This window comes from Microbacterium sp. 22215, from assembly GCF_052045655.1.
Lineage (GTDB): Bacteria > Actinomycetota > Actinomycetes > Actinomycetales > Microbacteriaceae > Microbacterium > Microbacterium phyllosphaerae.
Genome location: NZ_JBQEPC010000010.1, coordinates 24271 through 36288, shown reverse-complemented (window position 1 = coordinate 36288; position 12018 = coordinate 24271). Strand labels below are relative to the sequence as shown.

At 68.7% G+C, this 12018-nt stretch carries 11 protein-coding genes and 1 tRNA gene; 4 read left to right on the top strand and 8 right to left on the bottom strand.

The genetic code is table 11. From position 1 onward, the window contains the following. Position 1: 1 nt before the first annotated feature. A complete protein-coding gene (gene greA / locus ACTJKH_RS15045; protein WP_210097420.1) occupies positions 2–493 on the top strand; it encodes a transcription elongation factor GreA in 492 nt (163 codons plus the stop codon). 78 nt (positions 494–571) lie between these two features. Here the strand turns inward: greA and ilvA are convergent, their stop codons facing one another. Both ilvA and ACTJKH_RS15035 read right to left on the bottom strand, forming a co-directional pair. Further along, positions 572–1801 carry a threonine ammonia-lyase gene (ilvA, locus tag ACTJKH_RS15040; RefSeq protein ID WP_440737577.1) on the bottom strand — a complete coding sequence of 410 codons (1230 nt, stop codon included), beginning with the start codon at positions 1799–1801 and terminating at the stop codon, positions 572–574. Beyond that, entirely contained in the window at positions 1798–2994 is a 1197-nt protein-coding gene (locus ACTJKH_RS15035; RefSeq protein WP_210097418.1) for an AI-2E family transporter, read from the bottom strand. The genes ilvA and ACTJKH_RS15035 overlap by 4 nt, the downstream gene beginning before the upstream one ends. A gap of 77 nt (positions 2995–3071) precedes the next feature. Between ACTJKH_RS15035 and ACTJKH_RS15030 the strand changes: the two genes are divergently transcribed. Further along, a complete protein-coding gene (locus ACTJKH_RS15030) occupies positions 3072–4334 on the top strand; it encodes a winged helix-turn-helix domain-containing protein (protein WP_440737576.1) in 1263 nt (420 codons plus the stop codon). Then, entirely contained in the window at positions 4331–4819 is a 489-nt protein-coding gene (locus tag ACTJKH_RS15025) for a hypothetical protein (RefSeq protein ID WP_440737575.1), read from the top strand. Before ACTJKH_RS15030 ends, ACTJKH_RS15025 begins: the two co-directional genes overlap by 4 nt. A 68-nt stretch (positions 4820–4887) precedes the next feature. On the opposite strand, the gene ACTJKH_RS15020 is transcribed toward ACTJKH_RS15025, so the two are convergent. From ACTJKH_RS15020 to ACTJKH_RS15010, 3 genes are all read right to left on the bottom strand, one after another. After that, a complete protein-coding gene (locus ACTJKH_RS15020) occupies positions 4888–5454 on the bottom strand; it encodes a LemA family protein (RefSeq protein WP_056508667.1) in 567 nt (188 codons plus the stop codon). Positions 5455–5548: 94 nt separating this feature from the next. After that, entirely contained in the window at positions 5549–6862 is a 1314-nt protein-coding gene (locus ACTJKH_RS15015; protein ID WP_440737574.1) for a D-arabinono-1,4-lactone oxidase, read from the bottom strand. Continuing rightward, complete coding sequence (locus tag ACTJKH_RS15010; RefSeq protein ID WP_440737573.1) at positions 6859–8106, bottom strand: alanine racemase; 1248 nt, start codon at positions 8104–8106, stop codon at positions 6859–6861. Before ACTJKH_RS15010 ends, ACTJKH_RS15015 begins: the two co-directional genes overlap by 4 nt. 511 nt (positions 8107–8617) lie before the next feature. Between ACTJKH_RS15010 and ACTJKH_RS15005 the strand changes: the two genes are divergently transcribed. Beyond that, positions 8618–8693 (top strand) — tRNA-Leu (locus ACTJKH_RS15005). Positions 8694–8702: 9 nt separating this feature from the next. On the opposite strand, the gene ACTJKH_RS15000 is transcribed toward ACTJKH_RS15005, so the two are convergent. From ACTJKH_RS15000 to ACTJKH_RS14990, 3 genes are all read right to left on the bottom strand, one after another. Then, positions 8703–9398: a DedA family protein gene (locus tag ACTJKH_RS15000; RefSeq protein ID WP_440737572.1), complete on the bottom strand. Its 696-nt coding sequence runs from the start codon at positions 9396–9398 to the stop codon at positions 8703–8705. Beyond that, positions 9395–10225 carry a cation-transporting ATPase gene (locus tag ACTJKH_RS14995; protein WP_440737571.1) on the bottom strand — a complete coding sequence of 277 codons (831 nt, stop codon included), beginning with the start codon at positions 10223–10225 and terminating at the stop codon, positions 9395–9397. Before ACTJKH_RS14995 ends, ACTJKH_RS15000 begins: the two co-directional genes overlap by 4 nt. Positions 10226–10510: 285 nt before the next feature. Further along, positions 10511–11995, bottom strand: coding sequence for an NAD(P)/FAD-dependent oxidoreductase (locus ACTJKH_RS14990; protein ID WP_440737570.1), 1485 nt, complete (start codon positions 11993–11995; stop codon positions 10511–10513). Positions 11996–12018 lie beyond the last annotated feature (23 nt).

Below are 12018 nucleotides of genomic sequence, written 5' to 3'. Positions count from 1 at the left end.
CATGTCTACTGACGCTCAGGTTCCCTTCCTCACGCAGGAAGCATACGACCGGCTCGTCGCCGAGCTGGAACACCTGTCCACGACGGGACGCGACGAGATCGCCAAGCGCATCGAAGCGGCCCGCGAAGAGGGTGACCTCAAGGAGAACGGCGGCTACCACGCCGCCAAGGACGAGCAGGGCAAGCAGGAAGCCCGCATCCGCACCCTGGAAGGCCTTCTCAAGACCGCCAAGGTCGGCGAGGCCCCCGCGAGCCGCGGAATCGTCGAACCCGGCACCGTCGTCACCGCGGTGGTCGCCGGCGGCGAAGAGGTCTTCCTCCTCGGCAGCCGGGAGATCGCTTCCGGTGGCAGCGACCTCGACGTCTACAGCGAAGCCAGCCCGCTCGGCCAGGCGATCCTCGGTCTCAAGGTCGGCGAGAAGTCGTCGTACGAGGCCCCGAACGGTCGCTCCATCGCCGTCGAGATCGTCAACGTCGAGACCTACACCGGCTGAACCCGGTCCGCGCGATCGCGCCCGCCATACGAAGAAGCCCTGTCCGGACGGACGGGGCTTCTTCGTCTGCTCATGCCGTCAATCCGGGACGACGATCGGGGCGAACCCGGCTCGGCGCAGCGTGTCGAGGGTGTGCTCGGAGTGCTCGGCACCGCGCGTCTCGACGCTGAGCTCGAGGAAGACCTCGCTGATCTGCAGTCCGTGGCCGTGGCGGGTGTGCATCGCCTCGATGACGTTGGCGCCCGCCTCGGCGATGAGCTCGGACACGCGTGCGAGTTGACCGGGACGGTCGGGAAGCGGGATACGGATCGTGAGATATCTGCCGGAGGCCGCGAGGCCGTGCGAGACGACGCGCTGCAGCAGCAGCGGATCGATGTTCCCGCCGGAGACCACCGCCATCGTCGTGCCGCTCGCCTTCACCTTGCCCGCGAGGATCGCCGCGACTCCCACCGCGCCGGCGGGCTCCGCGATCACCTTGGACTGCTCGAGCAGCACGAGGATGGCGCGAGCCAGGTCGTCATCCGTGACCGTGACGACCTCGTCGACGAGATCCTTGATGATCTCGAACGGGATGGCGCCCGGTCGCGCGACCAGGATGCCGTCGGCGATCGTCGGCTTCGTCTCGATGTCGACGGGATGGCCGGCTTCGAGGGACGGGGGCATCGCCGCGGCGTTCTCGGCCTGGACGCCGATGATGCGGACGGTGCGTCCGAGCTCTGCCGCTTTGGCCTTCACCGCGGCCGCGACGCCGGCGATGAGACCTCCACCACCGATCCCGATCACGATCGTGTCGACATCCGGCGCGTCCTCGAGCAGCTCGAGACCGAGCGTGCCCTGACCGATGACGACATCGCGATGGTCGAACGGATGGATGATCACGGCGCCCGTGCGCTCGGCGAACTCGGCGGCCAAACGCAGCGAGGTGGCCACGGTCTCGCCCTCGAGCACGACCTCGGCGCCGTAGCTCCTCGTCGCCAGCAGCTTGGGCACCGGAATCCCCAGCGGCACGAAGATGGTCGCCGGGATGCCGAGGGCCTGCGCCGCGAGGGCGACGCCCTGGGCGTGGTTCCCGGCAGACGCCGCGACCACGCCGCGCGCGCGTTCTTCGGCGCTCAGCTGCGAGAGGCGATACGCCGCGCCTCTGATCTTGAACGAGCCGGTGCGCTGCAGGTTCTCCATCTTGAGCAGCACCGGTGCACCGAGGATGTCGGACAGGGCCCGAGACGGGAGGGTCGGCGTGTGCGTGATCACCTCAGCCAGACTCTGAGCAGCGCTCTCGAACTCGGTCAGGCTGGGGACTGCGCTCATCGATTCCTCCGTGTCCGCTCGCGCGGAACTGTACTCCAGATAAGGTCTGCGTCGGGTTGATCGCCGGTGCGCCAGGAGCCGGTGCTGACGGTGACCGCCGCGACGTTCACGAATGCCGCGAGCGGCACGGCGAACAGCGCACCCGGGATCCCGCCGACCATCGAGCCGCCGGCGACGACGAGGACGACGGCGAGCGGATGCACCTTCACGGCCGAGCCCATCAGGATCGGCTGCAGGATGTGGCCCTCGAGCTGCTGCACACCGAGCACGACCGCCAGCATCGCGAGCGCGATCCAGGGGCCGTTGTAGACGAGGGCGAGCAGCACCGCGATCGCACCGGTGACGACGGCACCGACGATCGGGATGAAAGAGCCGAGGAACACGAGCACCGCGACGGGGATGGCCAACGGGACGCCGAGCAGGGCGGCGCCGACTCCGATGCCGACGGCGTCGATCGCCGCGACGAGCAGCTGTGTGCGGGCGTAGTTGACGATGGTGGCGAAGCCGTTGCTGGCGGCCGCGTCAGCGGCAGGGCGAGCGGCCCGCGGGAAGAGACGCAGGGTCCACTTCCAGATGCCCCGGCCGTCGGCCAACAGGCAGATGAGGATGAAGAGCGAGAGCACCGCCCCCGTCACCACGTGCGCGGCGGTGGTGCCGACCGCGAGGGCGCCGTTCAGCAGCGCCTGCGTCTGCTCGTTGATGATCTGGAGGCCCTGGTCGATGTAACCCTGGATCTGCGACTCGCTGAGGTGCAGCGGTCCGTCGAGGAGGAACGTGCGGAACTCCGCGATGGCCTGGGAGCTTCGCTCCTGCACATCGGGCAGCTGTGCGCGGACCTGCCAGATCACGAGCCACATGAGCAGGGAGACGATCGCGAGCGTGCCGATGATCGAGAGGGCGACGGCCAGCCATCGCGGGAACCGATGCCGCAGCATCCATTGGAAGCCCGGCCAGAGCAGTGCGGTGATGAGGATGCCGACCATCAGCGGGATCACGAGCAGCTTGAGCTCGATGACGAGCCAGATGAAGCCGGCCACGACCGCGGCGATCAGCAGCACGCGCCAGGCGTAGGCCGCGGTGACACGCAACCCGACGGGCACTGCTTGGTCGGCCTCCGTGGTCACGGTGCGATCCGTCACCTCCGGGCGCGGACGGAAGAGATCCCTCAGCCTCGGACGCTGCTCTTCGCTCATCGCCCAAGTCTACGGCGCTGCCGTCGGACGCCATGACGGCGGGTGTCGATGTCGGTCACCGGCGATACGCTGACGACGTGACCGACACCCTCAGCTCCGCCCAGGCGCGTCGAATCGCGCTGGCCGCGCAGGGCTTCACTCGCGCCCGCCCGAGTTCGGTGACCGCACGGCACGTGCATCGTGTGATGGACAGGCTCGGCGTGCTGCAGATCGACTCGGTCAACGTGTTCGCCCGCTCGCACTACCTGCCGCTGTTCTCCCGCCTGGGGTCATACGATCCCGCGCTGCTCGATCGGGTCTTCCACTCGCGCACGACCCATTACGTCGAGTACATGGCTCACGAGGCGACGTTCATACCGATCGAGGACTGGCCCCTCTGGCGGTTCCGTATGGACGACTTCCGTGCCCGGTGGGCGGGGCCGGACTCCTGGATGAGCAGCAACGCCCGCACGCTGCGGTGGGTGAAGGACGAGCTTCGGGAACGCGGACCGCTGCGCCCCGCGGACCTCCGAGCCGATGCTCCGCGGGAACGCGGCACCTGGTGGGACTGGGATGACGTGAAGCTCGCGCTCGAGCACCTGTGGCGCACCGGAGACGTGGCCATCAGCGGCCGCAAGGGGTTCGAGCGCAGCTACGCCCTCGCCGAGCAGGTCATCCCGGAGGCCGTGCTCTCGCAGCAGGTCCCCCGCGATGAGGCGATCCGTGAGCTCACTCGCCGTGCCGCACGGTCTTCCGGCGTCGCGACGCAGTCCGACCTCGCCGACTACCATCGCATCCGCGACCGCGCGGCGGTGTCGCAGTCCATCTCAGACCTCGTCGATGCCGGCGAGCTCCTCCCGGTCGCCGTGCAAGGGTGGGAACGCGGCGGTCGCCCGCTCCCCGTGTGGCGTCACCGCGAGGCCGTGCTCCCCCGCAGGGTCGACGCGGCTGCGCTGCTCACTCCCTTCGACCCGGTCGTCTGGTTCCGCGACAGGGCGCTGCGCGCGTTCGATCTCGACTACCGCATCGAGATCTACGTCCCCGCCGAGAAGCGGCGATACGGCTACTACTCGCTTCCGGTGCTCGTCGGTGATCGGATCGTCGCGCGGGTCGACCTGAAAGCCGAAAGATCGACCTCGACGCTGCAGGTGCAGTCCGCCTGGTGGGAGCCTCAGGCTCGGCCCCTCGACGACATCGAGCGGATCGCACGGGAGCTGGTGCGCGCGGCCTCCTGGCAAGGGCTCGAGCGTGTGTCGGTGTCGGGCTGGGGCACGGCATCCGACGAGCTCCACTCCGCGCTCTCGGGACTCGCGGGCGCGTCGGTGCGCCGCCACGTCCACGCCCGAGAGCCCGTCGCATGAATCGGCGCCTCGGGTGGTCGATCGCCGTGACCGCGGCGATCCTCGTCGTACTCGCGGTGGCGACCTGGCTGTGGCTGTCCGCGAGCGCGACGGCTCCCACTGAGACGGACCCTCGGCCCGACGCCACGCAGTCCCCCACGCCGCTGGCGACGACGGAGGTGCGAGACCTCGCGCAGCAGCAGCTCGACGAGCACCTCGAGGACTGCACGGTCGATGCGGACGCCGTTCCCGAAGGCTGCGGCATCCGGATCCCCTGGGGTACGGAGTTCGCCGCGGTCGACGGCATCCGCTTCCGGATCGACCGTCTGCCTGTGCTCGAGATCACCGATGACGGTTTCGTCGCCGACGGCGGCATCCTCATCGCGACGGTATCGGGCACGGGACAGGACGGAGCTGCGAGAACCGAGACCTACCGCACCGAGTCGTGGAGCCTTCGCGGTGATGTGACCGTCGACGGCACCGAGGTCGATGTCGACGTGTGGTGACCTTCTCGTCGGCCGAGTGCACACAAGAAGAAGGCCCGATGCGCTGCTGCGCATCGGGCCTTCTCACGTCAGAACTGCACGCGTGGTGGTTCTGAGATCGCACCGCTGTCTGCGACCTCGAAGAACTCGCGCTCGGTGAATCCGAGGCCCTTGGCGAAGAGATTGTTCGGGAAGACCTTGATCTTGGTGTTCAGCTCACGGACGCCGCCGTTGTAGAACCGTCGCGCCGCCTGGATCTTGTCTTCGGTGTCGACGAGAGCCTGCTGCACCTGCAGGAAGTTCTGGCTCGCCTGCAGCTGCGGATACGCCTCCGCCACCGCGAAGAGACTGCGAAGGGCCTGCTGCAGGTGTCCCTCTGCGATCCCTGCCTCACCGGGGCCACCGGCCGACAGCGTCTCCGCACGCGCGCGGGTGACGTTCTCGAAGACCGCCTTCTCATGCGAGGCGTACCCCTTCACCGTCTCGATGAGATTCGGTATCAGGTCCGCTCGACGCTTCAGCTGCACGGTGATGCCGCTCCACGCCTCGTCGACGCGCACGTTCAGCTGCACCAGCGAGTTGTAGGTCGCCCAGAGGTAGATTCCGATGAGCAGAATCACACCGACGACGATCAGTACCGGCACGAGCCATTCCATCAGAGGCCCACCCTTCCTCGTGTTTGTCTCATCCTATCGGCGCAGTCTGCGCGTCGACTGGGTGCGACGCCCCCGCGACCGTCGGCGATCGGGATCACGCTCCGAGGACTCGGTCGAGGTATCGGTTCGTGAACCGACGATCGGGGTCGAGCCGGTCGCGGAGAGCGACGAAATCGTCGAAGCGCGGGTAACTCTCGCGCAGCCGGTCGGCGCCGAGCGTGTGCAGCTTGCCCCAGTGCGGGCGGCCACCGTGCTCGAGCATGATCTGCTCCACGGCCTCGAAGTACGCCGTCGGATCCGCGCGCCAGTAGCGGTGGACCGCGATGTACCCACTGGCTCGTCCGTATGCCGTCGACAGCCACCTGTCGTCCTCCGCGGCGAACCGCACCTCGATGGGGAACTCGATGCGCCAGCCGCGTCGCTCGATCAGCGCCCGCACGGCACGGAAGGCCGGGACGACATTCTCGGCGGGGAGCGCGTACTCCATCTCTCGGAACCGAACCGTGCGGCTCTGCGTCAGCACGCGATGCGACAGGTCCGTGTACTGCCGATCACCTGTCAGCTTCACCGCGAGCCTGTTGAACGGCGGCGTGATCACGGGGGCGATCTGTCCGGCGGCGCACACCGCACGATAGACCCCGTTCGAGAGCAGCGTCTCATCGATCCAGCGGCCCACCGTCGGCAGCGGCTGGCGTCTCGTGGACTCCGGAACGCGCGTCTGTCTTTTCGTCAGCGCGACGTCGGTGTGCGGGAACCAGTAGAACTCGAAGTGATCTGACGCGGCGACACGGTGCGCCAGCGTCGCCAGCACGTCGTCGAGCGGAGCGGGCTCATCGATCGCCTTCAGGATGAAAGCAGGAACGCACTGCAGCGTGACCTCGACGAGGATCCCGAGAGCACCCAGACCGAGCGCCACAGCCGGCAGCAGGTCGGTGTTCTGCTCGGCGTCCACGCGGAGGAACTCGCCGGTGGCGGTCACCAGGGTGGCCCCCACCACCTGAGCGGCGAGGCCCCCGAACGACGCTCCCGTGCCGTGGGTTCCGGTCGAGATCGCTCCCGAGATCGACTGCCGATCGATGTCGCCCAGGTTCTCCATCGCGAGACCGTACGGAGCGAGGAGTCCCGGGATGCGGTGCAGCCGAGTGCCCGCGAGGAGAGTGACCTGCCCGGTAGCCTCGTCGACCGAGACCAGCCCCTGCATGTCATCGAGTTCGAGCAGCACCCCCGGAGCCACGGCGATGCCGGTGAAGCTGTGCCCTGCACCGACCGCCTTGATCGTGAGCCGCTGCGCGACCGCCGCCTTCACGGCGCGCTGCACCCCCTCGGGTGTGCGTGGTCGCTCGACCCGGAGTGGCTTGACCTGCGCCGATCGCCCCCAGTTCTGCCAGGTGCCACCGATTCTCGTCACAGGAACGCCTTCCCCTCGCCGCGATAGGTCGGCAGCTCGTCGATGATCTCGTCACCGGAGACCAGGTGATACCGTTCGATCCGCTCGGCGGGTTCGCCGCTCTTCGCGTGGCGGAACCAGACGCGATCACCGACGCCCAGTCGTTCCGCCGACCGGCCCTGCAACGGCGTCTGCACCTCACCCGCGGCCTCACGGGAAAGCGTGCGCAACCCCTCCGGCCAGACGGGAAGCGGCTGACGCGAGCCGACCGCGGGACCGGAAGCGATCCACCCGCCGCCGAGCACCGTGGCGATGTCCGCTGCAGGCCGCCGCACCACGTCGAACGCGAAGGCTGACGCCGGAGCCGGCCGGAACGAGCGATACCCGTCGAAGAGATGCCCTCCGAGCAGCCCGCTGCCTGCGCTCGCCTCCGTCAACGACTCGTCACTGCCGGTGAACTCGAGAGACCCCGTGCCACCGCCGTTGAGGAACTCCAGCGGAGCGATCCCGGACAACGCGGCGACGATCGCCGCCCTGCGCTCACGGAGCTCGGCGCGCGACCGTGCCTGCATGAGCCGGATGACCGGCGCATCCGGTCCGGCGTTGTCTCCCTGTCCTGCGATCTGTGCCTCATACATCTGGAGGCCGACGAGCGAGAACCCTGGACGACGCACGATCTTCCGCGCGAAGGCGGCGACCTCGCCCGCGGTGAACAGCGCCGACCGTCGCACTCCGATGTGCCCGAGTGCGGCGGAGCGAAGCGACGCATCGGCGTCGATCGCCACGCGGACGTCCGGTCGGCTCCCGGCCGGTGCGACGCTGTCGATGATGTCGAGGTGTGCGGGGTCGTCGACCATCAGCGTGATCCTGCGCGCGGCATCCTCCGAGGCGAAGAGCTGCGCGAGCCCGGCCCGGTCGACGGTCGGATATCCGAGGACGATGTCGTCATGCGTCTCGGCGAGCCACAGCGCCTCGGCGAGGGTGAAGGCGAGGATCCCGCGGTACCCCGGCAGCTGCAGCACCGCGTCGAGCACCGACCGCACGCGAACCGACTTCGAGGCGACGCGGATCGGCAACCCGCCCGCGCGCACGAGCAGATCCATCGCGTTGTGCCGCAGCGCCTCGCGATCGATCACCGCCACAGGAGCAGGCAGGTGGCCGGTCGCGGCGGACAGCCGCGGCCAATATCGTGACGGGTCCTGCCACTCGGGGGAGACGGTGGAGCGTCTCTTCTCGGGGCTCAGATCGGCGGTGAGGTCGCGCACTCCCCCACCTTAGGGCTTGCGCGTACTCAGATTCACTCTTTGCGGGATCGAGTCGCAGGGGCCGCTCACGTGCCCACCTCGAATCCCCGCGCGACGTCCGCCCTGAATCCCAATACATTAGCTGGGTATCGCGTCATGAACCGCGCAGATCCCCGTCTCTCTCACTGAAGCGGTCGCGAGACCGCCTCACCGGCCGTGTCAGGCCGGTTGCCGGGGGGTAGCGATGCTGTCTCAGCAGCATCAAGAGAGAGACGGGCGCTGAGAAGCCCGTCTCTCTCGTCACGTCGGGGAGAATCACGGAATCACAAGAACTTGGACGGTCTGCGTCATGAACCGAGTGCGCACGGGTCTTGCATGATGGACCGTTCCGGAGCGGTCCCCAGCACCTGCCGTCGACCCGCCTCCCCGTGGTCGTGTGCCGTTCAGATCGGGTGCTGAGGTGTCGGGTGCCCCCTACGGGCGCCCGACACCGACTCCCCCGTGTACTCTGAGCGCACGGTCAGCGCTGAACGCCCCCGTAGCCCAATGGCAGAGGCAGGCGACTTAAAATCGCTTCAGTCTGGGTTCGAGTCCCAGCGGGGGCACCAGCGGCACCGTCATTCGCGTGATCCGTCGGCGCGCGTCGCGGCAGACCGCGAGCCACGGGCGTCGCGCACCCGGCGCAGGATCAGGACCGCGAGTGCGACGGCGATCGCGGTGTACACCGCGTAGTCGAGGTATCCGAGGACATGCTCGAGCTGCTCGTGCTGAGTGCCGAGAGCCGCCCCGACCCCGATGAGCAGTGAGTTCCACAGGCCGCTGCCCACGATCGTGTACGCACTGAAGCGGAGCAGATTCATGCGCGTCGCGCCGGCCGGGATCGAGATCAGGCTGCGCACCCCGGGAACCAGTCGGCCGACGAGGATGGTCCACGCTCCGCTGCGCTCGAACCAGCGCACGCCGCGCTCGAGGTCGGCGCGGCTCACCAGCTTGGTGGCCGAGAGCAGCCGCACCGCTCGATCCACCCCGATGGCGGACCCGAGCCAGTAGAGCAGGAGCGCACCGATCCACGACGCGAGGGTGCTCCAGACGATCAGCCAGCCGAGGGTGAGGTCGCCGCTCTGGCTCAGATAGCCCGCGAACGGCAGGATCACCTCGCTGGGGATCGGCGGGACCAGCACCTCGACGAAGACGAGCACGCCGACTCCGATGTCGCCGAGACCGGTGAGGACATCGGCGGCGAAGCCTGTGAGACCCGAGAAGCCGTGGTCAGAGGCCGAGGCGTCGACAGCCACCGCGCTGAGAGAAGTCATCGGCCGAACAGATCGCCGATTCCGGGGATGCCGAGGTCGCCGAGGCGCTGCCCCCACTCGCTCGCCGTGTCACCGAGCCCCGACACCGTCTCGCCCGCCGACCCGAGGACCCCCTCGGCTGCACCGGCGAGCTCTTCCGCTCCGAGCCCGCTCGCGATCGCTTCGACGTCGATGCCCTGCGCCAACGCGTCGAAGTCCACTCCGAGACCGGCCGCCTGCTCGAGAAGGGGAGCTGCGACGGCGCTGCCCACTGCCCCGACCGCGACGACGCCCAATGCTCCCGCCGCGGCTCCTCCGACAGCGCCGGCCGCACCGAATCCGCGTACTCGCGAGAGCAGCCCCCGCATGCGGCCGGGCCGCGATGCCTCGGAGCGTCCTGCAGCGCGAGCCAGATCGTCCGGCGACGAGGATGCCGGTCGCTCCCCCGGCGCGAGTTCCGCCGTCATCCGCTCCTGCACCTGCACTCGTTGCGCGGGCGTGAGCCGGGCGAATGCCTCCCGGTGGATCTGCTCGACTCGATGGGGGTCGGCCGTCTCGAGCAGGTAGTCGTACCGGGCGATGGCCGCGCGATCGGCATCCGACCCCGCCCTCGTGCCCCCGGCTCCGGGGCGATCGGTGTACGCGCGTCCGGCGGCCGGGGGCGCGTAGGGCTCACGACTCGCGTGGTGCGCCGGCGGCGGCGCGTATCGATCGCGCTCGGAGGGACGCCGACCCGGCACCTGCGGCGTTGCGCCTGCCTGCGAGCCGGACCGGTCGTTGCGGGATCCGCTCTCGTCGAGATCGAGAGCGCGAGCGGCCATCCCGAGCAGTCGGTTGAGTTTTCCCATGGTGTCGATTCCTTCGTGGAGTGTGGACGGCCACGGGACTCGACAGTGGTGCGAAGAGGGTCCTCGGCCGTCCGCGAATACGGACGCCAGGTCTCCTCCACCCTCTCGGGCCGGTGGGCCGGGACGAGATGTCCGTAATGACGACTCCACCGCAGACGGGAGTACTCCCCTTGCTCGACCGACGGTAGCAAGCGTCCCTATGAGCTCGGTGCGAGCCGCGCCGATCGTCCGTCGCAGACGACGAACGCCCCGACTCCAGGGAATCGGGGCGTTCGGCGACACGGACTACTTGGTGGCGGCCGTCTCGGCAGGCTTCTTCGCTGCCGGCTTCTTGGCTGCAGGCTTCTTGACTGCGGCCTTCTCGCCGGCGGGCTTCTCATCGGCGGCCTTGTCGACGGCCTTCGCCTGCTCCGCAGGCGCCGTGACCGCGGGGGCCGGAGCAGCGGAGGCAGGACGCGGACGTGCGGCGAACTCCTCGAAGACGTAGCGCGGGTTCTGCACGGTCTCGAGGTTCACGAGGTCGCGGCCGAGCCACAGGTTGTTCCACCAGCCCCAGACCACACGGAACTTGCGCTCCCACGTGGGCATCGCGAGGCCGTGGTAGCCACGGTGCGCGACCCAGGCGACGAAGCCCTTGAGCGCGATCTTGCCGGACTGGAAGACACCGTTGTAGAGCCCGAGGCCTGCGACGGCGCCGAGGTTCTTGTGGACGTACTCCTTCGGGTCCTCACCACGCAGCACGGCGACGAGGTTCTTCGCGAGCAGCTTGGCCTGACGCACCGCGTGCTGGGCGTTCGGCACGCAGAAGCCGCCGACGCCACCACCGGAGAGGTCGGGAACCGCCGAGACGTCACCGGCTGCCCATGCACCCTCGACGAACGCCTCGGGCGTGCCGACACGCAGGTCTGCGCGGGTCTGGATGCGACCACGCTCTTCGATCGGGAGGTCGCCGCCGCGCACGACGGTCGGGTTGGCCATGACACCGGCGGTCCAGACGATGAGGTCGGTCGGGATGACCTCACCCGTCGAGAGCTCGACGTTGCCGTCGACCGCGCTGGTGAGCTGCGTGTCGAGGTGCACGTTGGCACCGCGCTTCGCGAGGTCCTTGAGCACCCACTCGCTGGTCGGCAGCGACACCTCGGGCATGATGCGGCCCATCGCCTCGATCAGGTGGAAGTGCGTGTCTTCGAAGGTGAGCTGCGGGTACTTGCCCACGAGCGAGGATGCCAGCGAACGCAGCTCGGCGAAGACCTCGATGCCGGCGAAGCCACCACCGACGACCACCACTGACAGCAGACGGTCGCGCTCGGGGCCCGCAGGCAGAGATGCGGCCTTGTCGAAGTTCGACATCAGGCGGTCACGGATCGCGACGGCCTCTTCGATCGTCTTCAGACCGATCGCGTTGTCCGCGATGCCCGGGATCGGGAACGTGCGCGAGACCGCGCCCGCGGTGACCACGATCTGGTCGTAGGCGAACTCGTACGGCTCGCCCACCGGCGGCGTGATGGTCGCGACCTTCTCGGCGTGGTTGATGCCGGTCACCTTGGCGTTGAGGATGTTCGTGCGCTTGAGGTGACGACGGTGAGCCACCACCGAGTGGCGGGCTTCGATCGAGCCGGCGGCCACCTCGGGAAGGAACGGCTGGTACGTCATGTACGGCAGCGGATCGACCATGGTGACGTCTGCTTCACCCTTGCGAAGGTGCTTCTCCAGCTTCCACGCCGTATAGAAGCCTGCGTAGCCTCCACCGACGATCAGAATCTTGGGCACAGTGCTGTTCTGAGGCACAGGGG